At 62.6% G+C, this 24,114-nt stretch carries 27 protein-coding genes; 25 read left to right on the forward strand and 2 right to left on the reverse strand.

What is annotated here, in order from left to right; translation table 11 throughout:
* Window positions 1-3 precede the first annotated feature (3 nt).
* The 25 genes from FBAL_RS05355 (at window position 4) to FBAL_RS05475 (ending at window position 22,448) form a co-directional block, all read left to right on the forward strand.
* On the forward strand, window positions 4-903 hold the full coding sequence (locus tag FBAL_RS05355) for a flagellar assembly protein FliH (protein WP_013344552.1): 900 nt from the start codon (window positions 4-6) through the stop codon (window positions 901-903).
* A complete protein-coding gene (gene fliI, locus FBAL_RS05360; RefSeq protein WP_013344553.1) occupies window positions 887-2,227 on the forward strand; it encodes a flagellar protein export ATPase FliI in 1,341 nt (446 codons plus the stop codon). The genes FBAL_RS05355 and fliI overlap by 17 nt, the downstream gene beginning before the upstream one ends.
* A 10-nt stretch (window positions 2,228-2,237) precedes the next feature.
* Entirely contained in the window at window positions 2,238-2,681 is a 444-nt protein-coding gene (gene fliJ, locus FBAL_RS05365) for a flagellar export protein FliJ (RefSeq protein WP_013344554.1), read from the forward strand.
* A 139-nt stretch (window positions 2,682-2,820) separates the two neighbouring features.
* Window positions 2,821-4,335, forward strand: a complete 1,515-nt coding sequence (locus FBAL_RS05370; RefSeq protein ID WP_013344555.1) for a flagellar hook-length control protein FliK — start codon at window positions 2,821-2,823, stop codon at window positions 4,333-4,335.
* 60 nt (window positions 4,336-4,395) lie between these two features.
* A complete protein-coding gene (gene fliL, locus FBAL_RS05375) occupies window positions 4,396-4,917 on the forward strand; it encodes a flagellar basal body-associated protein FliL (protein WP_013344556.1) in 522 nt (173 codons plus the stop codon).
* A gap of 10 nt (window positions 4,918-4,927) precedes the next feature.
* The gene (gene fliM, locus FBAL_RS05380) at window positions 4,928-6,001 is read left to right on the forward strand and encodes a flagellar motor switch protein FliM (RefSeq protein WP_013344557.1); all 1,074 of its coding nucleotides are present in this window, start codon (window positions 4,928-4,930) and stop codon (window positions 5,999-6,001) included.
* On the forward strand, window positions 5,998-6,387 hold the full coding sequence (gene fliN / locus FBAL_RS05385; RefSeq protein WP_013344558.1) for a flagellar motor switch protein FliN: 390 nt from the start codon (window positions 5,998-6,000) through the stop codon (window positions 6,385-6,387). The genes fliM and fliN overlap by 4 nt, the downstream gene beginning before the upstream one ends.
* A complete protein-coding gene (gene fliO, locus FBAL_RS05390) occupies window positions 6,384-6,776 on the forward strand; it encodes a flagellar biosynthetic protein FliO (RefSeq protein ID WP_013344559.1) in 393 nt (130 codons plus the stop codon). Before fliN ends, fliO begins: the two co-directional genes overlap by 4 nt.
* 1 nt (window position 6,777) lies before the next feature.
* On the forward strand, window positions 6,778-7,533 hold the full coding sequence (gene fliP / locus FBAL_RS05395; protein WP_013344560.1) for a flagellar type III secretion system pore protein FliP: 756 nt from the start codon (window positions 6,778-6,780) through the stop codon (window positions 7,531-7,533).
* A complete protein-coding gene (fliQ, locus tag FBAL_RS05400; RefSeq protein ID WP_013344561.1) occupies window positions 7,530-7,799 on the forward strand; it encodes a flagellar biosynthesis protein FliQ in 270 nt (89 codons plus the stop codon). The genes fliP and fliQ overlap by 4 nt, the downstream gene beginning before the upstream one ends.
* 9 nt (window positions 7,800-7,808) lie before the next feature.
* Complete coding sequence (gene fliR / locus FBAL_RS05405; RefSeq protein WP_013344562.1) at window positions 7,809-8,594, forward strand: flagellar biosynthetic protein FliR; 786 nt, start codon at window positions 7,809-7,811, stop codon at window positions 8,592-8,594.
* Complete coding sequence (flhB, locus tag FBAL_RS05410; RefSeq protein ID WP_013344563.1) at window positions 8,594-9,763, forward strand: flagellar biosynthesis protein FlhB; 1,170 nt, start codon at window positions 8,594-8,596, stop codon at window positions 9,761-9,763. Before fliR ends, flhB begins: the two co-directional genes overlap by 1 nt.
* A 263-nt stretch (window positions 9,764-10,026) precedes the next feature.
* A complete protein-coding gene (gene flhA / locus FBAL_RS05415) occupies window positions 10,027-12,126 on the forward strand; it encodes a flagellar biosynthesis protein FlhA (RefSeq protein ID WP_013344564.1) in 2,100 nt (699 codons plus the stop codon).
* A 22-nt stretch (window positions 12,127-12,148) separates the two neighbouring features.
* Entirely contained in the window at window positions 12,149-13,609 is a 1,461-nt protein-coding gene (flhF, locus tag FBAL_RS05420) for a flagellar biosynthesis GTPase FlhF (RefSeq protein WP_013344565.1), read from the forward strand.
* Window positions 13,602-14,492: a MinD/ParA family protein gene (locus FBAL_RS05425; RefSeq protein ID WP_013344566.1), complete on the forward strand. Its 891-nt coding sequence runs from the start codon at window positions 13,602-13,604 to the stop codon at window positions 14,490-14,492. The genes flhF and FBAL_RS05425 overlap by 8 nt, the downstream gene beginning before the upstream one ends.
* Window positions 14,485-15,198 (forward strand): RNA polymerase sigma factor FliA, encoded by a 714-nt coding sequence (locus FBAL_RS05430; protein WP_013344567.1) that lies wholly within the window; start codon window positions 14,485-14,487, stop codon window positions 15,196-15,198. The genes FBAL_RS05425 and FBAL_RS05430 overlap by 8 nt, the downstream gene beginning before the upstream one ends.
* A gap of 35 nt (window positions 15,199-15,233) precedes the next feature.
* A complete protein-coding gene (cheY, locus tag FBAL_RS05435; protein WP_041251193.1) occupies window positions 15,234-15,617 on the forward strand; it encodes a chemotaxis response regulator CheY in 384 nt (127 codons plus the stop codon).
* Between the two features lie 15 nt (window positions 15,618-15,632).
* Complete coding sequence (locus FBAL_RS05440) at window positions 15,633-16,361, forward strand: protein phosphatase CheZ (protein WP_371877081.1); 729 nt, start codon at window positions 15,633-15,635, stop codon at window positions 16,359-16,361.
* A 10-nt stretch (window positions 16,362-16,371) separates the two neighbouring features.
* A complete protein-coding gene (locus FBAL_RS05445) occupies window positions 16,372-18,555 on the forward strand; it encodes a chemotaxis protein CheA (RefSeq protein ID WP_013344570.1) in 2,184 nt (727 codons plus the stop codon).
* A 32-nt stretch (window positions 18,556-18,587) separates the two neighbouring features.
* The gene (locus FBAL_RS05450) at window positions 18,588-19,715 is read left to right on the forward strand and encodes a protein-glutamate methylesterase/protein-glutamine glutaminase (RefSeq protein ID WP_013344571.1); all 1,128 of its coding nucleotides are present in this window, start codon (window positions 18,588-18,590) and stop codon (window positions 19,713-19,715) included.
* Window positions 19,696-20,049: a hypothetical protein gene (locus tag FBAL_RS05455; protein ID WP_013344572.1), complete on the forward strand. Its 354-nt coding sequence runs from the start codon at window positions 19,696-19,698 to the stop codon at window positions 20,047-20,049. Before FBAL_RS05450 ends, FBAL_RS05455 begins: the two co-directional genes overlap by 20 nt.
* Before the next feature lie 8 nt (window positions 20,050-20,057).
* The gene (locus FBAL_RS05460; RefSeq protein WP_013344573.1) at window positions 20,058-20,864 is read left to right on the forward strand and encodes a ParA family protein; all 807 of its coding nucleotides are present in this window, start codon (window positions 20,058-20,060) and stop codon (window positions 20,862-20,864) included.
* Window positions 20,833-21,543, forward strand: a complete 711-nt coding sequence (locus FBAL_RS05465; RefSeq protein ID WP_013344574.1) for a chemotaxis protein CheW — start codon at window positions 20,833-20,835, stop codon at window positions 21,541-21,543. The genes FBAL_RS05460 and FBAL_RS05465 overlap by 32 nt, the downstream gene beginning before the upstream one ends.
* Before the next feature lie 3 nt (window positions 21,544-21,546).
* On the forward strand, window positions 21,547-22,038 hold the full coding sequence (locus tag FBAL_RS05470) for a chemotaxis protein CheW (protein ID WP_013344575.1): 492 nt from the start codon (window positions 21,547-21,549) through the stop codon (window positions 22,036-22,038).
* Window positions 22,035-22,448, forward strand: coding sequence for a DUF2802 domain-containing protein (locus FBAL_RS05475; protein WP_013344576.1), 414 nt, complete (start codon window positions 22,035-22,037; stop codon window positions 22,446-22,448). Before FBAL_RS05470 ends, FBAL_RS05475 begins: the two co-directional genes overlap by 4 nt.
* A gap of 56 nt (window positions 22,449-22,504) precedes the next feature.
* On the opposite strand, the gene FBAL_RS05480 is transcribed toward FBAL_RS05475, so the two are convergent.
* The gene (locus FBAL_RS05480; protein WP_013344577.1) at window positions 22,505-22,822 is read right to left on the reverse strand and encodes an EscU/YscU/HrcU family type III secretion system export apparatus switch protein; all 318 of its coding nucleotides are present in this window, start codon (window positions 22,820-22,822) and stop codon (window positions 22,505-22,507) included.
* Window positions 22,809-24,071: a hypothetical protein gene (locus FBAL_RS05485; RefSeq protein WP_013344578.1), complete on the reverse strand. Its 1,263-nt coding sequence runs from the start codon at window positions 24,069-24,071 to the stop codon at window positions 22,809-22,811. Before FBAL_RS05485 ends, FBAL_RS05480 begins: the two co-directional genes overlap by 14 nt.
* Window positions 24,072-24,114: the final 43 nt, after the last annotated feature.

The following is a 24,114-nucleotide window of genomic DNA, read 5'->3' on the forward strand; positions in this document are numbered from 1 at the left end:
TCGATGAGCGACTCTTTGCGTCCCCGCATTCTGCGTGCCGGCCTGGTGGAGAGCCAGGACTGGTCACTGCCTGACGTGGCTGAGCCCGATGCGGCTCCGGCTGATACCGCACTGCACCGGCCGGTGCGTGCGCCTGAACTGGAGCCGGAGGAGGAAGCGCCTCCGCCACCCCCAACACTGGAAGAGATAGAGCGGATCCATGAAGAGGCCTACCAGGACGGCTTTGCTGAGGGCAAAGCGGCCGGGGAAGCCAAGGGGCTGGAGGAGGGCCGCCTGAAAGGCGCCGAGCAGGGGCATGCTGAGGGTTACCAACAGGGGCTGGAGCAGGGGCTGGAAGCGGGGCAGGCGGAAATTGCCGCCCGTTCAGCCCAGTGGGACCAGCTGCTGGGTGAGCTGATCGCCCCGCTGGAAGCGGTGGACGAGCAGGTGGAACGCGAACTGGTGACCCTGGCGATGCGGTTGGCTCAGGCGGTGGTTCAGGTGGAGCTGAAAACCTCCCCCGATGCGGTGCTCGAAGCGCTGCGCCAGGGCATTCAGGCCCTGCCATCCCAGCGTCAGCAGGTGTCGATCCAGGCCAACGAAAGTGACCGCGAGTTGATCGCCAACACCTTTGGTGAAGAGGCGATGAGCCAGCGCCAGTGGGAACTGGTGCTGGAACCCACCCTGTCGCCCGGCTCTCTGATACTGAATACCGAGCGAAGTGAAGTGCCGATGCTGGCGGATGACCGCTTGCGTAAGGTGCTGGAGAACTTCGCCCAACGCCCCCGTGATCCGGTGGACGAACCGGGCTATCCCCGTCCCACCCCTGCCGCCCCACAAGCCGAGGCGGCCCCCGAGGCGGAAGCGGCCCCTGAGGCGGCTCCCGCCACCGATGCCGAGGCCAACGATGAGCCTGCGCAGTGAACGATTGCGCCGACGGGTACAGGCCTGGCACAACAATGTGCAAAGCCTGGCCCCGGTGGCGTCCGGCCAGTTGTTGCGCGTCGTCGGGCTGACCCTGGAAGCGGTGGGTTGCCGTGCCCCGGTCGGCTCCCTTTGTCAGATTGAAACCCTCAATGGTCAGCTCACTGCGGAAGTGGTGGGCTTTGACGATCAGGTGCTCTACCTGATGCCGGTGGAGGAGCTTAAGGGCGTGCTGCCCGGCGCCCGGGTGACCCCGATGGGTCAGCGTCAGGGGCTGCCGGTTGGCCCGGAGTTGCTGGGCCGGGTGCTCGATGGCAATGGTGAGCCGCTCGATGGCCTGGGGCCGTTGGCCACCCGCGAACGGGCACCGCACCATGCCACCTTGTTGAACCCCATGGCCCGCCGTCCCATTCATCAGCCTATTGATGTGGGTGTCCGCACCATCAACGCCATGCTGACCGTGGGTGAAGGCCAGCGTATGGGCCTGTTTGCCGGCTCCGGCGTGGGCAAATCCGTTTTGCTGGGGATGATGACCCGGGGCACCAATGCCGACGTCATCGTGGTGGGCCTGGTGGGGGAGCGGGGCCGTGAGGTTAAAGAGTTTATCGAGGAGATCCTCGGTCCCGAGGGGCGGGCTCGCTCCGTGGTGGTGGCGGCGCCCGCCGACACCAGCCCCCTGATGCGACTGCGCGCCTGCGAAACCGCAACCCGCATCGCCGAACACTTCCGCGACCAGGGCCGTAACGTCCTGCTGTTGATGGATTCCCTGACCCGCTACGCTCAGGCTCAGCGCGAGATCGCCCTGGCCATTGGCGAACCGCCGGCCACCAAGGGGTATCCGCCATCGGTATTTGCCCGTTTGCCCCAATTGGTTGAGCGCGCCGGTAATGGTGGCGTTGGCCAGGGCAGCATCACCGCGTTCTACACCGTACTCACTGAAGGGGATGACCAGCAGGATCCCATCGCCGATGCGGCGCGGGCCATTCTCGATGGCCATATCGTGCTGTCCCGGGCGCTGGCGGAAAGCGGCCACTACCCGGCCATCGACATCGAAGCGTCCATCAGCCGGGTGATGCCGATGGTGACCGAGCCGCTGCATCTCGAAGCGGCGCAGCTGATCAAGCAGCTCTGGTCCGCCTACCGCCAGAACCAGGATCTGATCGCCATCGGCGCCTACAGCGCCGGTTCTGATCCTCAGGTGGACAAAGCCATCGCCATGCAGCCGGCGTTTAATGCCTTCCTGCGCCAGGCGATGAAGACGCCGGTGGATTACGAACAGAGCCTGACCCAACTGGCCCGTCTGGCGGCTCAGTGCCGCAATTAGGTAACGACCAATGAGTGACCCCAAACAGCTGGCCCAGGTGCTGAGCATGGCCGATAAAGCGCTGGAGAAAGCGGCGCTGGACCTGCGCAGCGCCCACTCGGCGGTCCAGGCGCTGAAACAACAACTGACTCAGCTGCAGAACTACCGCTGGGACTACGTTAAGCAGGCTCAGCAACAGGCGGGCACCACCCTGCAGGCGTCCCACTACCAGCAGTACCACCACTTTATCGCCAAGCTGGATGCGGCCATCACCCAGCACATTGCACGCGTACGCCAGGCTGAGGCCGCGGCACAGCAGCGCCAAACCCTGTGGCAGCAAGCCCACCAGCGCCAACAGGCGATCGCCCTGTTGCTGGAGAAAAACCGCACCCGCGCCGCCGCTCTGGCGGAAAAGCGCAGCCAGCGCGAACTGGACGAGTTTGCCCTGCAGCAGTTCGTCCGTCGTCAGCGCTGAACCGAGACACTCAATCCTCTGCCACCCCTCTCTGCTCACCACTCTCAGCTCACAGCCCACAACGTTGGGCCTCACTACACTGGCCTGATTATTGCTTCGAAAGCCGCTATACGGATTTTTTGCGTCAGGATCTTCAGCCATGTCCCATGTTCTCGCCGCGCCGGTGCTGACCAGCTCAGTCACCAAAGCGTCCCCGGCTTCACCCGCTTCAGCTGACTCTGCCGAGGGGGCAGAGGGGTTTGCTGCGTTGGTTGCCGATGCGGAGCAGGGGCAGGCTCAGCGCGACGGCCGCGGCACAGAGGCGTCCGCCAAAACGGATGGTGGCAAGGCCGAACCCTCCTTAGCCGGGCAGGTGGCCGCTGCCGAAAAGCCGGTGGCAGAAGGGGATACCACCGAGCTGGAGGGTGCCGAAGTGACGGTGCCGGCCAGCGAATCCAGCGACTCGGAGACGCAGGATGGCGACCAAAGCTTGCCAGCTCAATCCGCTGAGCGGCAATGGTTTGCCACCGAAGGCAATGCGTCGGAGTTGCCGAAGGCCGAAGCCGAGGCGCAAGCGTTGCTCCCCTCCGGAGAGCATCCGGACACCGTTGCGGCGGACAGCGATGGGCTGTTGGCGCAACTGGCCGCGTTGGACAAGGCCAAGCGTCAAATGGATGGCGCTGAGCCTGTGCCGCCGTCAGAGGGTGTCGACACTCCGGCGGCCACTCCGCTTCAGGGGGCGGGACTGGCGGGGCAATTCGCTAGCGCTGAGAACAAGTCGGATTCCGCGCTGATTACCGATCCCAAAGCCTTGCTGACACCGGGAATGAAACCCGCCCCGGCACCGTTGCCGGGACACCAGCCTGAGCCGGGAGCCGCCACACCGGGTGGGCAAACCGGGGCACCCGCGGTGCCTGGCCTGGTGGCGACGCAACCCGACGGCGAGGCCCAGCTGGATGTGGTGCCGGGCTCGCGACTGGATTGGCGGCTGGGCAGTGCTGATACCACCCAGCCGGTTGAGCGCGACGGCACACTGCTGAACGCGTCGGTGGCCAACAGCGCCAACACTCCTTCAGCGGCCCTGACGGCCAGCACCAACGCGATGGCGATGGCAGCGCCGGTGGACGCGCTGGATCCGGCACTGGGCGGAGAGGCGGGCGAGGCGCTGGATCTTGACCCCGCACGCCAACTGCATACCGATACGGTGCATCGCCAGCAGGCTCGCTCAGCGGCGCTGGCCGATCCCGCCTTGTTGCGCCAGCCTGTGGCGGCGGAACGGCTGGCACCGGAGCTGCGGGAGCGGCTGGCGGTGATGATCAATACCGACAGGATGACCGCCGAGCTGCGCCTGGACCCGCCAGAGCTGGGCGCCCTGCAGGTGCGCATTCAGATGAACGGTGATCAGGCTCAGGTTCAGATCCAGACTCAGCATGCCCAGGCCCGTGACCTCCTTGAACAAGCGTTGCCGCGTTTGCGGGAGATGTTGCAGGGGCAGGGCATCCAGTTGGCCGACGCCAACGTGTCGCACCAGCAGCATTCCGAAGGGCAGGCTGATGGCGGTTCCGGCTTTGGCGGCCAGGGTGGCCAGGGTGGCGTTGACGGTGGCGCAGAAGACGCGGTTGCCCACCAGATAAGCAACCGCAATGCCGAGGGCGGCATTGATTTCTACGCCTGACGGGCGCTGTGCTAACCTAGCGGCCGATTTGACAGTAACTCGCGTATTTTTGGGCAAAATATGGCAGATGACAGCCTGCAAGTGGACGTAGAATCCGTGCGCAAGAAGCGCCGGCTTCATTGGATGGCCGCCATTGGCGGTGGCGTAGTGTTGCTGATTGCCGTGGTGTTCGGCGTGATGTCGATGATCGGTGGCGGCGATGATCCGCAGCCGACGGCTGCCGGTGGCGACAGTCAGCCCCTGCGAGCGGGACTGGCTCAGGACGGTGCACTGTATGTGCCGATGCCGCGCCCCTTCCTGTTTAACCTGCCGGGGCCGGACCGCACCTACCTGGTTCAGATTAAGGTGCAGTTGCAGGTTCGCGGCACGGACGCTCAGAACGCCGCCCGCAAACACATTCCATTGATTGAGGACACCCTGCTGACCACCTTCAGTGCCGCAGAAGCGGACCAGATCCGTCGCAAGGAGGGCAAGGACGAGTTGCGCACCCAAGCCCTGTTGAATGTCCAGAACGCGCTGCAATCCATTACCGGCCAGCACCAGGTAGAGCGGGTGCTGTTTACCGGTTTCGTGATGCAATAAGGGAGAAGCAATGAGCGATCTGCTGAGTCAGGACGAGATCGACGCGCTGCTTCATGGCGTTGATGAGGTCGAGGAGGACGATCAGTTCTCCGGTGGCGAAGGGGCCACCATCTACGACTTCACCTCGCAGGACCGCATTGTCCGGGGTCGGATGCCGACTCTGGAACTGGTTAACGAGCGCTTTGCCCGTCACCTCCGTATCAGCCTGTTCAACATGATGCGCCGCAACGCGGAAGTGTCGATCAACGGCGTGCAGATGGTGAAGTTTGGCGAGTACGTCCACACCCTGTTTGTACCCACCAGCCTGAATATGGTGCGTTTCCGTCCCCTGAAGGGCACCGGACTGATCACCATGGAAGCGCGGTTGGTGTTTATCCTGGTGGACAACTTCTTTGGCGGCGACGGCCGCTTCCAGGCCAAGATCGAAGGCCGTGAATTTACCCCCACTGAGCGTCGCATTATTCAGTTGCTGCTGAAGACCGTGTTCGAGGATTACAAAGAGTCCTGGGCCCCGGTGATGGACGTTGAGTTTGAATACCTGGATTCGGAAGTGAATCCGGCCATGGCCAACATCGTCAGTCCCACTGAAGTGGTGGTGGTGTCCTCCTTCCACATCGAACTGGATGGGGGCGGCGGGGATTTCCACATCACCTTGCCCTACTCAATGATTGAGCCGATCCGGGAGTTGCTGGATGCCGGTGTGCAGAGCGATAAGCAGGACACCGACATGCGTTGGGCCAAGGCGCTGCAGGACGAGATCATGGATGTGCCGGTGGACCTCTCCACCATGCTGCTGGAGCAGGAACTGACCCTGCGCGACATCATGGAGATGAAGGCCGGTGACATCATCCCGGTGGAGATGCCGGAGCACCTGTTGGTGCGGATTGAGGACCTGCCGACCTTCCGCGGCAAGCTGGGCCGCAAGGGTGACAATGTGGCGGTGCGGATTGAAGAGCGCATCCCCCGGCCCAAGTCCTACAAAAACGAATTGCAATTGATCAACCGTCACGGCGGCATCGCGCTGGACGCGGACGTCACCATCGACGGCTTGGACGATAACTCACTACAAGAAGGTGAACGATGATCGACGATCAGGACCCCAAGGACCAGGACCTGCTGGCAGACGACTGGGCTGCAGCACTGGAGGAGCAGGCTGAAACCGTCGAGCTCGAGCAGTTTGATGCCCCCATGGGCGGCGATAGTGAACAGCAGCGCAAGCTGGACGCCATTCTCGACATTCCGGTCACCATCTCCATGGAGGTGGGACGCAGCCAGATCAGCATCCGTAACCTGCTGCAGCTCAACCAGGGCTCCGTCGTGGAACTTGACCGCGTTGCGGGTGAGCCGCTGGACGTGATGGTCAATGGCACCCTGGTGGCCCACGGTGAAGTGGTGGTGGTGAACGACAAGTTCGGCATCCGTCTGACCGACGTAATCAGCCAGACCGAACGCATTAAGAAGCTGCGATGAGTGCCCGTGTTGTAATGGGGGCCGCGCTGGCCCTGCTGTCGTCAGCTGTCGTGGCGGCTGAGCCGGTCTCCGCCGGCGCCAATGACCAGATGGCCACCATGGTGGCCAGCCTGGTGGGTGTGGTTGGCCTGATCATCGTGCTGGCGGTGCTGGCGCGCCGCTTCAACCTGCCTAACAGCGTGGGTGGCCCGATGAAAACCGTGGCCATGCTGCCGGTCGGCACCAAAGAGCGGGTGGCGGTGATTCAGGTGGGCGACCAGCAATATCTGGTCGGCATCACCGGCCAGAACGTCACTCTGCTGGACAAACTGGAGCAGCCGCTGGAGACCGCTGCGGCGCCGCAGTTTGCCTCGGTGCTGGCCAAGTTCAACAAGAAGCGGGAGTCCTGACGTGAAACGTCTGCTGCTGCCGTTTTTGGGTCTGCTGATGGGGCTGGTGCCGTCATTGGCACTGGCTGACCCCGGCATCCCCGCCATTACCCTGACCACCGGCCCCGATGGCACCCAGCAGTACAGCGTCAGTCTGCAGATTCTGGGGTTGATGACCCTGCTGACCTTCCTGCCGGCGATGGTCATCCTGATGACCAGCTTTACCCGCATCATCGTGGTGCTGGCGATTCTGCGTCAGGCGCTGGGCCTGCAGCAGACGCCCTCCAACCAGGTGTTGCTGGGGATGGCGCTGTTTCTGTCGCTGTTTATCATGACCCCGGTGCTGGACCGGGTCTACGAGGACGCGCTGGTGCCCTACATGGGCGAGCAGATTGGTGCACTGGAAGCGATGGAGCGGGCCAAGGCGCCGGTCAAAGACTTTATGCTGTCGCAAACCCGCATCACCGACATCAACACCTTCGTTGAGATCAGTGGCCGGACCGACATCGCCTCGGTGGATGAGGTGCCGATGACGGTGCTGATCCCCGCGTTTGTCACCTCTGAGCTGAAAACCGCCTTCCAGATTGGCTTTATGCTGTTTGTGCCGTTTCTGGTGATTGACCTGGTGGTGGCCTCGGTACTGATGGCGATGGGTATGATGATGCTGTCGCCGATGATCGTCTCGCTGCCCTTTAAGATCATGCTGTTTGTGCTGGTGGATGGCTGGAACCTGGTGATGGGCACGCTGGCCACCAGCTTCGGACTGGGGGGCCCATGACCCCCGAGGCTTTTGTCGACATCTTTCGCCATGCCCTGCAGGTGATTGTGATGATGGTCAGCGCCATCATCGTCCCTGGCCTGGTGGTCGGCTTGATTGTGGCGGTGTTTCAGGCCGCCACCTCCATCAACGAACAAACCCTCTCTTTCCTGCCCCGATTGCTGGTGACGCTGGTCACCATGATGTTCCTGGGCCACTGGCTGGTGCGCACCCTGATGGAACTGATGTATGAGATGGTGGCGCTGATCCCCCAGATGGTGGGGTAGGGCGGCGCGATGGAGTACCCACTCCCCATCGTCTTCGACTGGCTGCGCAGCGTGTTGTGGCCGCTGTTCCGCATCAGCGCCATGATCATGGTGATGGTGACCATCGGAGGCAGTTCGGTGCCCGCCCGGGTGCGCCTGCTGCTGTCGGTGATGATCACCGCCGCCGTTGCCCCCATTCTGCCCGCCCCGCCGCCGGTGGAGCTGCTCAGTGCCGAAGGCTTCCTGATCTCCGCCCAGCAGGTGGTGATTGGCATCGCCATTGGCTTTGTCTCGGTGCTGGTGCTGAACACCTTTGTGTTGGCCGGTCAGATCATTGGTATGCAGACCTCACTGGGTTTTGCCTCGATGGTGGACCCCAGTAACGGTCAGCAGGTGCCGCTGGTGGGCCAGTTCTACCTGCTGCTCAGTACCCTGCTGTTTTTTGGGGTGGATGGTCATCTGCTGATGATCCGGATGCTGGTGGCCAGCTTTGAAACCCTGCCCATCGGCGAGGGCCTCAGCCCCTCCGGCCTGGACGCCATCGTCAAGTTCGGTGGCCTGATGTTTGCCAGCGCCCTGACGCTGTCGCTGTCGGCCGCCACCGCGCTGCTGCTGATCAACTTCTCCTTCGGGGTGATGACCCGTGCCGCCCCGCAGCTCAATATCTTCGCCATCGGTTTCCCCATCACCATGTTGTCGGGGCTGCTGATTCTGTGGCTCACCCTGGGGGGCGTGTTGTCCCACTTCTACAGCGTCTGGGACGCTGGCCAGGTGTTGATCTGTGACCTGTTGCGACTGGACTGCGAGGCGCCCTGATGGCGGAAAACGACAGCAGTCAGGAACGCACAGAGGAGGCGACACCCCGAAGGCGTGAACAGGCCAGGGAGAAGGGCCAGGTTCCCCGCTCCAAAGAGCTCGGCACGGCCGCGGTGCTGGTTGCCGCCGCGGCGGGCATGCTGATGATGGGCGGACAGATTGGTGAAGCGATGCTGACGGTGGCCAAGAGTCAGTTTGAGCTGACCCGCGCCGAGGTGTTTGACCTGGGTGAGATCTCCGAGTTGTTCAGCCGCATTCTGTCGGAGCTGATGGTGCCGGTACTGGGCTTTGTGCTGGTGCTGTTTATCGCGGGTTTCCTTGGCAATATCGGCCTGGGTGGCATGAGTTTCAGCTGGCAGGCAGCGGCGCCGAAAGCCTCCAAGATGAGTCCCCTGGCGGGCTTTAAGCGGATGTTCGGCCTGCAGGCGCTGGTGGAGCTGGTGAAGTCCATCGCCAAGTTCGCGGTGATTGCGCTGGTGGCCTGGGCCCTGCTGTCGGTCAATTTTGACCAGATCCTGCAACTCTCCAGCGGCAACCCCGAAGGCGCCGTGCGTGACGCGCTGGCGCTGTTGCTGAAGCTGTTTGTGCTGCTCTGTTCCTCCCTGCTCATCATCGTCATCATCGACGCGCCCTATCAGCTGTGGAACCACAACAAGCAGCTGAAGATGACCAAGCAGGAAGTGAAGGACGAGTACAAGCAGACCGAGGGCAAGCCGGAGGTGAAGGGCAAGATCCGCCAGTTGCAGCGGGAGATGGCCCAGCGCCGGATGATGGCGGAGGTGCCCAAGGCCGATGTGGTGGTGGTCAACCCGACCCACTACTCGGTGGCGCTGCGCTACGACAAATCCATCAATAATGCCCCGCTGGTGGTGGCCAAAGGCACCGATGAGATCGCCCTGAAGATCCGGGAAATCGCCCGAGAACATGAGGTGCCGGTGGTGTCCTCCCCGGCACTGGCGCGAGCGGTGTACTACTCCACCAAACTGGATTCACCGATTCCGGAAGGGTTGTTTACCGCCGTGGCGCAGATCCTGGCCTACGTCTACCAGCTGAAACAGTTCCAGAGCGGCCGTGGTCGTCGCCCGATTGCCCTTCCGACGGAACTGCCAATCCCGGACGATTTGAAGGCGGGCAGTGAGCGTGATGAGGACGATCACGCCGAGATTTGACGCAGCCGACATTCGAAAGGAACATCAGTGCTTTAAGGCAGCGCCACATCTAGGTACACTCGTGCTTCGCGTGGCCTCACCTCCCCCGGAAGCCGTGCAATGACGGCATTTCGTTATGGCACAGTGAATCGGTGTAAGGCCCCCTAACGGTTCGTCGGCATGGTGCGCTGTGAGCGATGCCCTGTCGACCCAATGATTCGGCAACTTCTCTTCATGGCGCAGTAATTGCAGACCCGCTCGAGACGTCAATCAACAGTCGCAGCATGGATCTGAAAGCACTCTTCCAATCGATACCCAAACGTCATCTTCTGCACCTGCAGGGGATCGGCACGCCGTTGCTGGTGATGGCCGCACTGGCGATGGTGATTTTGCCGATGCCGGCGCTGGTGTTGGACATGTTGTTCACCTTCAACATCGCCCTGGCGCTGGTGGTGTTGCTGGTGGCGATCTACACCCTGCGCCCCCTCGACTTTGCCGCTTTCCCCACCGTACTGCTGGTGGCCACCCTGTTGCGCCTGGCGCTGAACGTGGCGTCCACCCGAGTCGTGCTGCTGGAGGGCCATAACGGCCCGGACGCGGCGGGGAAGGTAATTGAAGCCTTTGGCTCGGTGGTGATTGGCGGCAACTACGCGGTGGGTCTGGTGGTGTTCCTGATTCTGGTGATCATCAACTTTGTGGTGGTGACCAAAGGCGCAGGACGTATCTCAGAAGTGAGTGCCCGCTTTACCCTCGACGCCATGCCCGGCAAGCAGATGGCCATCGACGCCGACCTGAACGCCGGCATCCTTAACCAGGAACAGGCCCGTGACCGCCGCGCCGAAGTGGCCAAAGAGGCGGACTTCTACGGCTCTATGGACGGTGCGTCCAAATTCGTCAAAGGGGATGCCATCGCCGGCATCCTGATCCTGTTCATCAACATCATCGGTGGCTTCCTGATCGGCATGGCCCAGCACGGGCTGAGTTTCTCCGAAGCGATCGAGATCTACACCCTGCTCACCATCGGTGACGGCCTGGTGGCTCAGATCCCCGGCCTGCTGCTCTCCATCGGTGCCGCCATCATCATTACCCGTCAGAACGAATCCCAGCAGATGGGCGACGAGGTGGTGCGTCAGATGTTTGACAACCCGCGGGTGCTGGTGATCTGCGCCGGGGTGCTGATCATCATGGGCCTGGTGCCCGGCATGCCCCATATGGCGTTTCTGTCTCTGGGCCTGTCACTGGCGGGGTTGACCTGGTATCTCAAACGTAAGCGCGACAGAGTCCAGGCCGAGGCCGAAGAGGAAGCCGCCAAGAGCAACACCGAGCGGCTGGAAAGCGAACCGAAAGAGCTGGGCTGGGATGACGTGAACCACGTCGACATCATCGGCCTGGAGGTGGGCTACCGCCTGATCCCGCTGGTCGACAAGGCCCAGAACGGCGAGCTGCTGTCGCGCATCAAGGGCGTGCGCAAAAAGCTGTCCCAGGAGTTTGGTTTCCTGATCCCGCCGGTTCACATCCGCGACAACCTCGACCTGCCGCCTAACCACTATCGCATCAGCCTGATGGGCGTGGTGGTTGGCGAGGCGGAGATCCGCCACGACGGCGAACTGGCCATCAACCCCGGCCAGGTGTTCGGCAAGCTGGAAGGGCACGCCACCAAAGACCCGGCCTTCGGGCTGGAAGCGGTGTGGGTGAACCCGGACCAGCGCGACTACGCCCAGACCCTGGGCTACACCGTGGTGGACGCCTCCACCGTGGTGGCCACCCACCTGTCGCAACTGCTTAGCAACAACGCGGCGCAGTTGCTGGGTTACGACGAAGTGCAGCAGTTGCTGGAGCTGCTGGGCAAGCAGTCGCCCAAGCTCACCGAAGGGCTGGTGCCGGAGATCCTCAGCCTCGGCGTGATCGTCAAGGTGATGCAGAACCTGCTCAACGAAGGGGTGCCCATTCGCGACACCCGAACCCTGATACAAACCTTGGTGGAGTACGGCCCCAAGAGTCAGGACCCCGACGTGCTGACCGCCGCCTGCCGCATCGCCATGAAGCGTCTGATTGTTCAGGAGATCAACGGGCCGGAGCGGGAGATCCCGGTGGTGACACTCTCCCCGGAGCTGGAACAGATATTGCATCAGTCGTTGCAGGCCAGCAACGGCGAGAACAGTGGCCTCGAGCCTGGATTGGCAGAGCGGTTGCAGCGTTCGCTCAGCGAAGCGGCGCAGAAGCAGGAGATGGTGGGCGAACCGGCAGTATTGCTGACCTCCGGCCTGTTGCGCACCACCCTGTCGCGCTTTGTTAAGCACACCATCCCGGCATTGCGGGTACTGTCGTACCAGGAAATCCCGGACGACAAACAGATTAAGATTGTTCAATCCGTCGGCCAGTAGCCGGAAGTGAAAGGATAGAGCCTTGAAGATAAAACGGTTTTTTGCCAAGGATATGCGAGCCGCGCTGGCTGAGGTCAAGGAGACTCTGGGCCCGGACGCGGTGATCATGTCCAACAAACGGGTAACCGGTGGCGTCGAGATCGTGGCGGCGGTGGACTTTGAACAGCGAAATGCGAGCCCAAGCGCCGAAAATCCGGCGCCCGCAGAGGCCGATGCCTTCAGCGCACTGGCCGGCCGGTCGCTCAATGATGACAGAGTCAGCCTGTCCGCTGGCAGCAGCAATCCCGCTTCGCCCGCCGTGGCGCCGCGTCCGAATGCCATGCCATCCACCCCCACTTCAGCCCCGGCGGCCGATGCCGATAACCTGAGGGCGTTGCTCGAGCGTCAGCAGGAGCGACGCCAACAGAAAGAGGCGCGCGCCATGCTCTCCAAGCAGGAGCAGGCCCTGCCGAAATGGGCTCAACGCGCCTTCGACACCCCCAAGCCGGAAGCTGCGGCGGCGCGCCCTGCCACACCGTCCCAGCCGCAACCGACCCGTCGTGCCCCGACGGCAAGCAGCGACGAGCTCAATGCCATGAAGGCGGAGATGGCCTCGATTCGGCAACTGTTGCAGCACCAGGTGTCCAGCCTGATGCAGCAGGACCGCGCCCGCACCGAGCCGGTTCGCGCCATGCTGACCGAGCAACTGCGTGAGCTGGGCTTCCACAAGGAGATGGCCGAGCACTTCTCCCAGTTGGTGCCCGACGAAGCCGAGATCCACGATGCCATCGAGTATCTGCCCGAGCTGGTGGCCCGTTCACTGGTGACCGGTAACGAGAGCATGCTGAACGACGGCGGCGTCATTGCACTGGTGGGGCCGACCGGGGTGGGCAAAACCACCACCATCGCCAAATTGGCGGCGCGCTTTGTGGCGCGTTATGGCATCAACCAAGTGGCGTTGGTGACCACCGACAACTACCGCATCGGTGCCCAGGAACAGCTGGCCACCTTTGGCAAGATCATGGGGTGCCCGGTGCGCAGCGCCGCCAGTGTGGAAGAGCTGGAAAGCGTCATCTACCAACTGCGCAGCCGCCGGTTGATCCTGATTGACACCGCGGGCATGGGCCAGCGGGATATGCGCCTGGTGGAGCAGCTGGACCAGCTGACTCGCTCCACCCGGCTACCGATTAAACCCTACCTGGTGCTGTCGGCAACCGCCCAGTACCGGGTATTGAAAGAGACTGTGGAGCGCTTCCGCCAGATCGACCTGGCCGGATGCATCCTGACCAAACTGGATGAAGCTCATAACATCGGAGAGGCATTGAGCGTGCTGATCCAAAACCGACTGCCGGTGTGTTACCTCACCGATGGCCAACGGGTGCCGGAAGACCTCCGCACCGCCGACCCGCGCTATCTGGCGCAGCGGGCGTTGGCCGAAGAGGGTGGTGTGCAGACCAGCTCAGCCTCGATGCAACAGCAAAACGTGGCAGGTCTGTATGAGTAAGTGGTTTCTCCAGGATCAAGCGAGTGGGCTGAGAAAAATGGCACAAAAGAAAGACAGAATGGTGAAGGTGATTGCGGTCACCGGCGGCAAAGGGGGCGTGGGCAAAACCAACGTATCCATCAACACCGCCACCGCCCTGGCCGCCCAGGGACAAAAGGTGCTGGTGCTGGATGCGGATCTGGGCCTGGCGAACGTGGACGTCCTGCTGGGACTTCGGGTGCAGCGTAACCTGTCCCACGTCCTGGCCGGTGAGTGCACCCTCGAAGAGGTGCTGGTGGAAGGCCCGCAGGGGATCTTTATCGTCCCCGCCGCGTCCGGCACTCAGAACATGGTGGAACTGAGCGCGTCTCAGCACGCCGCCCTGATCCAGTCCTTCTCCGCATTGGAAGAGCAGTTTGACGTCCTGATCGTGGACACCGCAGCGGGCATCTCCGACATGGTACTGAGCTTCGCCCGTGCGTCTCAGGAAGTGCTGGTGGTGGTGTGCGACGAGCCCACCTCCATCACTGACGCTTACGCTCTGATCAAGCTGCTGTCCCGCGAGCACGGCGTGTTCCGCTTCCGCATCGTGGCGAACATGGTGCGCAGCCTGCGTGAAGGGATGGAGCTGTACGCCAAGCTCTCCAAAGTGACTGACCGCTTCCTCGATGTGGCACTGGAGCTGGTGGCCACCATTCCCTACGACGAAAACGTCCGTAAGGCGGTTCGTCAGCAGAAGGTGGTGGTGGAAGCGTTCCCGCGCACTCCGGCCGCCATCGCTTACCAGGGCCTGGCCAACAAGATTCAGACCTGGCCGACCCCGCAAAACCCCAGCGGCCACCTGGAGTTCTTCGTAGAGCGCCTGGTCCGTCGCAACATGTACGCCGAGGCGGCGGGTGAATAAGGCGGCTGCCTACGCCCAGTTCGATAACCGGGCAGCGCTGGTGGAGCGGCACACGCCGCTGGTGAAGCGCATCGCGCATCACCTGCTGGCGCGGCTGCCTGCCAGCGTTCAGCTGGATGACCTGCTGCAATCGGGCATGGTGGGGTTGTTGGAAGCGGCCCGCAACTTTGATGGCAGTAAGGGCGCCAGCTTCGAAACCTTTGCGGGCATCCGCATCCGTGGCGCCATGCTGGACGAGATCCGCCGTGGCGACTGGACCCCCCGTTCCGTGCACCGGAACAGCCGTCGGGTAACCGACGCCATGGAGCAGCTGGAACGGCAGCTCGGCCGGGACCCAACTGGCACGGAAGTGGCTGATTATCTTGAACTCTCTGTGGATGAGTATCATCATATTCTGCACGATGTCAGCGCCGGAAAACTGGTCGGGCTGGACGATCTCGGGGTGTCCGAAGACGCCATCGGTCCCGGCGAAGAGAGCAGCGAACATTTTGACCACCTTGCCGATGGTCGCTTTCAGTCGGCTCTGGTGGAGGCGATCAAAACCCTGCCCGAAAGAGAGGCACTGGTTTTGTCGCTTTACTACGACGAAGAATTGAACCTAAAAGAGATCGGCCAGGTGCTCGGTGTCAGTGAATCTCGCGTCAGCCAGATCCACAGCCAGTCCATGGTCCGACTGAAAACCAAATTGCGCGCCTGGCGGGAGTGACCTGCCCATCCGCACAAACCTTGCCGGAGGAACACTTGGACAAGAACATGAAGATTCTCATCGTTGATGACTTTTCAACGATGCGACGCATCATCAAAAACCTGCTCAGAGACCTGGGGTTTAACAACACCCAGGAAGCGGATGACGGTTCTACCGCTCTGCCCATGCTGCAGAACGGTGATTTCGACTTCGTGGTGACCGACTGGAACATGCCGGGCATGCAGGGCATCGACCTGCTGCGTGCCATCCGCTCTGACGACAATCTGAAGCACCTGCCAGTGTTGATGGTGACCGCCGAAGCCAAGCGTGAGCAGATCGTGACCGCCGCCCAGGCCGGCGTAAATGGCTACATCGTTAAGCCGTTTACTGCGGCGACCCTGAAAGAGAAGCTGGAAAAGATCTTCGAGCGTCTGAACTAACATCACAAGGATGTGATCATGAGCGAAGAACATGCGCTGATCTCTCTGGAGCAGGCCAAAGAGCTGGTTTTGCTGCTGGAGCAGGGAGCGGTGAGTCAGGCCAACCAACTGGTGCGTCAGTTTAGCGCCCCCCTGACCCAACAACTGTTTGATGAAGTTGGAAAATTGACCCGGCAACTGCACGATGCGTTGAGTGACTTCCACGTCGACGACCGCATCAGCGAGCTGGCCAATCAAGAGATCCCCGACGCTAAAGAGCGTCTCAACTACGTTATCGGCATGACCGAACAGGCCGCCAACCGCACCATGGATGCGGTGGAAGAGAGCCTGCCGCTGGCCGACGCCCTCAAAGACAAACTCGCTGAAGTGCAGCCGCGCTGGGAACAGCTGATGCGCCGTGAACTGGCCCTGGATGAATTCAAGGTGCTGTGTCATGACGTTGAAGGGCTGCTGCACCACACCGGCAACGATGTCGAGCGCCTGCGTGACCTGCTGAATCAGATCCTGATGGCGCAGGACTACCAGGACCTGACCGGCCAGGTGATCCGCAAAGTGATTGAGCTGGTGCAAGAGGTGGAGCTGAGCCTGGTTGAGATGCTGACCGTGTTTGGCGAGCGCCCCTACGAAAGCAAAGAACGCGACCTGTTGGAAGCGGAAGGCCCGGCGATGAACGCTGAGCAACGCGACGATGTGGTCAGCGGCCAGGACGAGGTCGATGACCTGCTGTCCAGTCTCGGTTTCTAGGAGTTAACCGATGGGATTCGACCTCGACGACGACATTCTTCAGGACTTTCTGATTGAAGCTGGCGAGATCCTCGAGCAGCTGCAGGCGCAGCTGGTGGATCTGGAGCAAAACCCGACGGATCGGGAGTTGCTGAATGCCATCTTCCGTGGCTTCCACACCGTCAAGGGCGGCGCAGGCTTCCTGTCGCTGAACGCCATGGTGGATGTCTGCCACGGCGCAGAGAACGTCTTTGACCTGCTGCGCAACGACAAGCTGAGCGTCAGCGCCAGTCTGATGGACGTGGTGCTCAATGCGCTGGATACCGTTAACGCCATGTTTGTCGAAGTGCAAAATGGCGAAACGCTGACCCCGGCGGAACCCGCCCTGTTGGCGCAGCTGGAACGTCTCTGCAATGGTGAGCCCGAACCGGAGCCGAGCGCGGCCCAAAGCGTTGCCCAGGCGGACCCGGTGCCGCTGGATGCGCTGGTGCCTGAGTTGCCGGCAGATGAACCCGAGCCAGCCCCGGCCAGCGGCGCCAGCATTGATGATCTGACCGACACCGAGTACCAGAACTACCTGAACCAACTCGGTGGCCGTGACGACGTGGCCAGCGACGGCGCCGATGATGAGATCAGCGACGACGAGTTTGAATCCCTGCTCGACCAATTGCACGGCAAAGGCCAGTTTGGCGCCGATGCCACACCGGCTGAGCCCGAGTCCGCTGACGAGATCAGCGACGACGAGTTCGAAGCGCTGCTGGACCAGCTGCACGGCAAGGGCAGTTTTAATACCGCGTCGGCGGCACCGACTGAGCCGCCCGCTGAAGCGGCCCCGGCGGAAGCTGAAGCGCTGATCAACGACGACGAGTTTGAGCGTCTGCTGGACGAATTGCACGGCAAAGGCGGGGCGCCGGGTAAGGCCGAAGAGGCCCAGGCCCCGGCACCGCAAAGCGCCGTGAGCCCCCCGGCGGAACCCGCCGCACCTCAGCAGGAACCGCGCAAACCCGAAGCGCCGGCCGCCAAAAAAGTGGCCGCCCAGCCCCAGGGTGACACCACCGTGCGGGTGGATACCCGCCGTCTTGACGACATCATGAACATGGTGGGCGAACTGGTGCTGGTGCGTAACCGTCTGGTCACCCTGGGTCTCGACCGGGATGACGAGGAGATGGCCAAGGCACTGGCGAGTCTGGATATCGTCACTTCCGACCTGCAGGGCGGGGTGATGAAAACCCGCATGCAGCCCATCAAGAAGGTGTTTGGCCGCTTCCCGCGCGTGGTGCGTGACCTGGCCCGGACGCTGAACAAAGAGATCCAGCTGCAGCTGATTGGTGAAGACACCGACCTGGACAAAAACCTGGTGGAAGCGCTGGCTGATCCGCTGGTGCACCTGGTGCGCAACTCCGTTGACCACGGCATTGAGATGCCCGATCAGCGTGAAGCGGCCGGCAAGTCCCGTCAGGGCACCATCGTGCTGAGCGCCGCTCAGGAAGGGGACCACATCCAGCTGGAGATCCGCGACGACGGCGGCGGCATGAACGCCGAGAAGCTGAAGCAGATCGCCATCTCCCGTGGGGTGATCGACGCCGATGCCGCCACCCGGATGTCCGACGTCGATGCCTACAACCTGATTTTTGCGCCGGGATTCTCCACCAAAACCGAGATCTCCGACATCTCCGGCCGTGGGGTGGGGATGGACGTGGTGAAAACCCGCATTGCCCAACTGAATGGCTCAGTCAGCATTGACTCCAGCCCCGGTGAAGGGACCACTATCCAGATTAAAGTGCCGCTGACCCTGGCCATCATGCCCACCCTGATGGTGGAGGTGGCCGGTCAGGTGTTTGCCCTGCCGTTGGCCTGTGTTAACGAGATCTTCCACATGGATCTGGCTCAGACCAACGTGGTGGATGGCCAGCTCTCCATCACCATCCGTGAGCGCGCCATTCCGCTATTCTATCTCGACAAATGGCTGGTCAAAGGCGCCGGTCGCTCCGAGCGAGAAGGCCAGGGCCATGTGGTGATTGTGCACATCGGCAATACCGTGGTGGGCTTTGTGGTGGACGCATTGATTGGCCAGGAAGAGGTGGTGATCAAACCTCTGGGCTCCATGCTCCACGGCACCCCGGGCGTGGCTGGCGCCACCATCACCTCCAACGGCGGCATTGCGCTGATCCTGGACGTGCCCGGCATGCTCAAACATTACGCCCGTCGCCGCTGATACGGCGACGCGGAACTGACAAAAGGAACAACATGACCATAAAGGTGTTGGTGGTAGATGACTCCAGCTTTTTCCGCCGTCGGGTGGCCGAGATCCTCGGCGCTGACCCGGAGCTGGAAGTGATCGACACCGCAATCAATGGCCAGGACGCGGTGGACAAAGTGCGCCGCCTGCGTCCGGACGTGGTCACCATGGATATTGAGATGCCGGTGATGGATGGCATCAGTGCGGTGCGCGCCCTGATGCGGGAGCGACCGCTGCCGGTGCTGATGTTCTCATCACTCACCTACGACGGCGCCCGGGCCACGCTGGAAGCGCTGGATGCCGGGGCCGCCGATTTCCTGCCGAAGCGGTTTGAGGAGATCGCCAACGACCGCCAGGAAGCCAGCCGTCTGCTGCAACAGCGGGTGAAAGCGATCGCCAATAAGCGGGTTCGCCCCGCGGCTCCTGCCACCCCTGCTGCACCGGGCCGCCCCCTGAGCAGCCGCGTCGGTGCGCCGGTAGGCAGCGCAGCGGCACCGGTGCGCAGCAGCGCCAAACCGGCACTGGGCGAAGCGAACCTGCCCGGACGCGCCAGCGGCAAGCGCTACCGCGCGTTGCTGATCGGCACCTCCACCGGTGGGCCGGTGGCCCTGCAAACCATCCTGACTCAGTTCCCGGCGGATTACCCCTATCCAATCCTGCTGGTGCAGCACATGCCGGCGGCGTTTACCCCGGCGTTTGCCCAGCGTCTCGACAGCCTGTGCAAAATCACCGTCAAGGAAGCCCAGCACGGCGACCGGCTGCAGCCCGGCACCGCCTATCTGGCTCCGGGCGGTAAGCAGATGCTGGTGGATGGCAGTGGCGCGAACAGCCGCATCGTTATCCGCGAGGGCGACGACCAGATCAACTACAAGCCATCGGTGGACATCACCTTTGGCAGCGCCACCCGGGCGTTCGGCGGTGACGTGTTGGGCGTGATCCTGACCGGCATGGGCGCGGACGGCCGCGAAGGCTCACGCATGCTGAAGAAACTGGGCGCAACCATCTGGGCTCAGGATGCTGCCAGCTGCGTGGTGTATGGCATGCCTCAGGCGGTGGCCGCCGAGGGGATTGCCAGCCACTCCATTCCACTGAACCAGATGGCCGAGGCGATTCTGCGTGAAACACACCGCCACTGATTGGACCCTGCGTATCTACATGGCGCTGGCGTTTGCCAGCAGCCTGTGTGCGGTGGTCAGCCTGGTTTGGGCTGTGGACAAGCACCTCTATGCCAAAGAGCTGCACCAGCAGCTGGCGGAGGTGCACACCCAGGCCAGCCAGGAGCATCAGAAGATGGCTGAACTGATGGCCCAAAACCGGGAACTGAACAGCCGCCTGGCGGAATATCAGCGCCGGGAAGCGGTGCGTCAGAACGCGGCACAAACCGGTCAGGCACAACTGCTTGAGGTTCAGCCTAACGGCGTCAAAGTGATGCAGGAACCCCATGGTGGGGTGCGTTACACCGGGCGATAGGAGGCGGGGTGCAAGTCTGGACCATCGTCAACCAAAAAGGCGGCGTCGGTAAAACCACCACGGTGGTGTCGCTGGCGGGCCTGCTGGTGCAGCGCGGCCAGCGGGTGCTGATGGTGGACACCGATCCCCACGCCTCGCTGGGCTACTACCTGGGACTCGACCCGGAAGAGATGCCCGGCTCGCTGTTTGACCTGTTCTACCATCATCAAAACCTGACTCAGGACCAGATTGAAGCGGTGATCGTGCCCACCAATGTGGCGGGTCTGGAGCTGCTGCCAGCGGCGACCGCACTGGCCACCCTTGACCGCACCCTGGGCAATCAGGCCGGGATGGGCTTGATCCTCAAGTCCATTCTGCAGCGGCTGAGTCACCGTTACGACGCGGTGCTGATCGACTGCCCGCCGGTATTGGGGGTGTTGATGGTGAACGCGCTGGCGGCCTGTGAACAGATCATCGTGCCGGTGCAGACCGAATTCTTGGCGCTCAAAGGGCTGGACCGGATGATCCAGACCCTGCAGCGGCTGGGCCAGGGCGGACGGCCAGTGCCGCCGCACATCATCGTGCCCACCCTGTTTGACCGCCGTACCCGGGCGTCGCTGTTGGCGTTGTCCGAACTGGTGCGCACCCATCCGGACCATTTGTGGCACTCGGTGATCCCGGTGGACACCCGTTTTCGTGATGCCAGTCTCGCTCACTTACCGGCGCCCCAGTATGCGGGTGAATGCCGTGGCGTGAAGGCATACAATGACCTGCTTGATGAGCTGCTTAGCCGGGGAGGGCAAGATGTCACGCGTCGCGCAGCAAGCGGTCACTGATTATTTTGATGTCCTGCTGACCGAGCCGGACCCGGTCCAAAATGCGGGCCTGCAGGCGCTGCTGGACCGCTCCCACGCGGCGGCAGAAGCGCCCCAGCCTGAGCCGCAAGCGGTGGTGGAGGTCGCCCCCGTTGAAGTCGCCGAGGTGCCCGAGGTGGCCATCTCAGCGCCCAAGCCACAGCCGGAGCCGGTTACCGCGTCTCTGGCGACGGAGCCGGACTGGCGGGACAGCCTGGAAGCGCGCTTTCAGTGTCTCTTCTTTAAGGTGGCGGGCCTGACGGTGGCGGTGCCGCTGCAACTGCTCGGCGGCATCAAACGGGTGGGGCAACTGAGTCAGCTGCCCGGTTCCGCCCCTTGGCTTATGGGCGTTCAGGTGGAGCAGGGCCGCAGTCTGCAAGTGGTGGACAGCGCCCGCTGGCTGATGCCAGAAAAAGCCAAAGCGGCGTCAAATTATCGATATATGGTGCAACTCGGCGGCAGTAACTGGGCCCTGGCCTGCGACACCCTGGTCAATGCCGAGCCGCTGGAGCAAACCCAAGTTAAATGGCGACAACCTGATACCGGTACACAACGTTACCTCGCCGGCATTGTCCGCGAGAGAATGTGTGTGGTATTGGATGTCCCGGCAACCATTTCCCTGCTGGAAGCGGGCAAGGATATCAGCGTAAAGGAGTCCTGAGGGATGAACATGCAACAAAATGCGGCAGACGCGCTTGAGCGCAGCGACGAGGTACTGCAGTGGGTGACGTTCCACCTGGAGCAGGAAACCTACGGCATCAACGTGATGCAGGTACGCGAAGTGCTGCGTTACTCCGACATCGCCCCGGTACCCGGTGCCCCGAGCTACGTGCTGGGCATCATCAACCTGCGTGGCAACGTGGTGACGGTGATCGACACCCGCGCCCGTTTCGGTCTGCCGGAAGCCGCCATTACCGACAACACCCGCATCGTGATCATCGAAGCGGAAGATCAGGTGGTGGGCATTCTGGTCGACAGCGTGGCGGAGGTGGTGTACCTCAACAGCTCCGAAGTGGACTCCGCCCCGAATGTGGGTAACGAAGAGAGTGCCAAGTTTATCCAGGGCGTGTGCCACCGCGACGACAAACTGCTGATCCTGGTGGATCTGGAGAAGCTGCTCAGCGACCAGGAGTGGCAGGAGCTGTCAGCACTGTGAGCGTATTGGACTGGGCATGGCTGATCGCGTTGTTGGCGCTGGTGCTCGGTAACCTGGCGCTGTTTAACTGGGCGCGCAAACGCATCGCTGGCCTGGAGCGCAAAGATGAGGCGCTCAAGACCCTGCATAAAGCCGCGCAGAAGCAGAACGATCTGCTCAAGCGCGAACTGGCGGAACTGCGCACCGGTGCCATGGGCGTGGGGAAGCGGGTTAAGGAGCTGGAGCAATCCATCTCGCTGCTGCAGGCGCGTCAGGACGAGGTGGTGCAGCAGGACCCGGAAGCGCGCCTCTACAGCCGGGCCATGAAGATGGTGGAGCTGGGTGCTGACGTGGACGAGATCATGCGCGAGTGTGAACTGCCACGGGCTGAGGCTCAGCTGCTGGTGACCCTGCACCAACGCGGCGAGTAAACGCACGCAATGACGTTAACGCCCCGGCTCAGTCCGGGGCGTTTTGCGTTGTGGGGTCAGGCTTTGGCGTCGATGCGCCGGTGGATGTTGTTCCACTGTTCGGGAAAGCGGCCCTCCACCAGATAGGCGTAGGCGATCAGCTCCGCGATCACCACGTAGAGGGCGGGGGGAATGCTCTGGCCCAGCTCCAGCTGGCTCAGCAGGTGGGCCAGTTGGGCGTCCTGATGCACCAGCACACCGGCCTCTTCCGCGGCCTGCCGGATCTGTCGGGCCAACTCACCCTCGCCGCTGGCCACCACCTTCGGGGCGTCTTTGCCGTCGTAGCCGAGGGCGACCGCTTTGTCGGTTGCGTTGCCATGTTCAGGCCCGGGCATAGGGGGTGCCTCCGTAGGTCAGTGCGGCGCTGTTGACGCCAAGTTGGCGAGGCACGTCACCCTGCCGACAGCGCAGTCCACCCACCTCCAGCCCGGCCTCAATCAGACGACATCGCAGCGCCTCAAACTGACCGGTGACGGCGTCACTCAATGCCAACGTGCTGGCGGTGGCATCCAGAGACAGAGTGGCACTGTGGTAACGCGCTTTGAGCATCAGGTCACCGTTACTCAGTTCGAACCGCAGGGTCAGCAACCAACCCGGTTCACTCGCTTCATCGCCACCGGGATAGCGTTGCAGTGCGAGCTGCAGTTGTCGCTGTTCACGCTCCTGGCCATAGGGCAGCGCCAGATAGAGCAGGGGATTGTCCGGGTCAGACTGGCTTTGCTGCTGGAACTGGGCCAGGTCATCCACCATGGGGGTGAGGGCCGCCAGCGCCTGTTGCCGCTGAGCGTCACTGAGCGCCTCTGTGGCGCGTCCGAGCTCAGAACGCTCGCCTCGGCCCCGCGGCAGCAGCAAACGCTGCCACAGCGTCGCCAGAGGCCCCAGAGGTGGTGCCATACGGCTGCCATAGGGAAACTGTCCCACCTGACTGAACAACGCCGCCAACAGCGCCGGATGGGCAAGCTGAGCCAGGCTGGGCAGCGGCAGCTGGCTCAGCTGACTCTGACCAAACTGTTGACCCAGGGCTTGCATCAGTTGCTGCCAGCCCGGCGTGCCCGGGCTTTCGAAGGGGCGCGGTTGGGTGCCGGAAGGGGTGACGGGCAGGGCAGGGGTGGGTGTGTCCTGCGGAGCGGCTTGCAGCGGCTGGCCTGCACCGGGGCGCACCAACTGCCACTGCCGGTTGTCGGTGATCCGCAACCACCAATCGTTTCCCGGTGGCAGCGGCAGAGGCAACGCTTGCGGGCCATTGGCCAGCATCACCACGGTTTGGCCACCCGCCTGGCGCAGCGGCAGCAGCAGTTGGCCGGTGGGCCCTGGTTGCGGCAGTGTCTGCTGAATGTTGGCCGGTATCGGCTGAGGTGAACTTTGGCTCAGCAGTGGCCGTAGTACCCAACTGCCGCCCAGTGACTGCAGTGCTATCGCTCCCTGGGGTGGGTTGGCGGGCATCTGAAAGGACAGGGTGCGCTGTCCGGTCTGCACCTTGAGCAGGCCGGAGCTCTGTACCACTTTTGCGGCGACCAGCGTCGGTGCCAACTGGGGATTGTTGGCAGAAAGTTGCACCGAAGCTGAACCAGAGATCGGAATCATGATGGTCTGTCTACACTATGTTGCAACAGGGCTTTTCTCGCTT

Source organism: Ferrimonas balearica DSM 9799, assembly GCF_000148645.1.
GTDB classification, from domain to species: Bacteria; Pseudomonadota; Gammaproteobacteria; order Enterobacterales; family Shewanellaceae; genus Ferrimonas; species Ferrimonas balearica.

Coding starts and splice junctions, on each gene's coding strand:
- flhA (WP_013344564.1), top strand. CDS start 10,027: ATGGATCTGAAAGCACTCTTCCAATCGATACCCAAACGTCATCTTCTG.
- fliJ (WP_013344554.1), top strand. CDS start 2,238: ATGAGTGACCCCAAACAGCTGGCCCAGGTGCTGAGCATGGCCGATAAA.
- fliM (WP_013344557.1), top strand. CDS start 4,928: ATGAGCGATCTGCTGAGTCAGGACGAGATCGACGCGCTGCTTCATGGC.
- FBAL_RS05485 (WP_013344578.1), bottom strand. CDS start 24,071: ATGATTCCGATCTCTGGTTCAGCTTCGGTGCAACTTTCTGCCAACAAT.
- FBAL_RS05465 (WP_013344574.1), top strand. CDS start 20,833: ATGTCACGCGTCGCGCAGCAAGCGGTCACTGATTATTTTGATGTCCTG.
- FBAL_RS05470 (WP_013344575.1), top strand. CDS start 21,547: ATGAACATGCAACAAAATGCGGCAGACGCGCTTGAGCGCAGCGACGAG.
- fliR (WP_013344562.1), top strand. CDS start 7,809: ATGGAGTACCCACTCCCCATCGTCTTCGACTGGCTGCGCAGCGTGTTG.
- flhB (WP_013344563.1), top strand. CDS start 8,594: ATGGCGGAAAACGACAGCAGTCAGGAACGCACAGAGGAGGCGACACCC.
- FBAL_RS05370 (WP_013344555.1), top strand. CDS start 2,821: ATGTCCCATGTTCTCGCCGCGCCGGTGCTGACCAGCTCAGTCACCAAA.
- FBAL_RS05425 (WP_013344566.1), top strand. CDS start 13,602: ATGAGTAAGTGGTTTCTCCAGGATCAAGCGAGTGGGCTGAGAAAAATG.
- FBAL_RS05450 (WP_013344571.1), top strand. CDS start 18,588: ATGACCATAAAGGTGTTGGTGGTAGATGACTCCAGCTTTTTCCGCCGT.
- fliI (WP_013344553.1), top strand. CDS start 887: ATGAGCCTGCGCAGTGAACGATTGCGCCGACGGGTACAGGCCTGGCAC.
- fliN (WP_013344558.1), top strand. CDS start 5,998: ATGATCGACGATCAGGACCCCAAGGACCAGGACCTGCTGGCAGACGAC.
- fliL (WP_013344556.1), top strand. CDS start 4,396: ATGGCAGATGACAGCCTGCAAGTGGACGTAGAATCCGTGCGCAAGAAG.
- fliQ (WP_013344561.1), top strand. CDS start 7,530: ATGACCCCCGAGGCTTTTGTCGACATCTTTCGCCATGCCCTGCAGGTG.
- FBAL_RS05480 (WP_013344577.1), bottom strand. CDS start 22,822: ATGCCCGGGCCTGAACATGGCAACGCAACCGACAAAGCGGTCGCCCTC.
- fliO (WP_013344559.1), top strand. CDS start 6,384: ATGAGTGCCCGTGTTGTAATGGGGGCCGCGCTGGCCCTGCTGTCGTCA.
- FBAL_RS05445 (WP_013344570.1), top strand. CDS start 16,372: ATGGGATTCGACCTCGACGACGACATTCTTCAGGACTTTCTGATTGAA.
- FBAL_RS05355 (WP_013344552.1), top strand. CDS start 4: ATGAGCGACTCTTTGCGTCCCCGCATTCTGCGTGCCGGCCTGGTGGAG.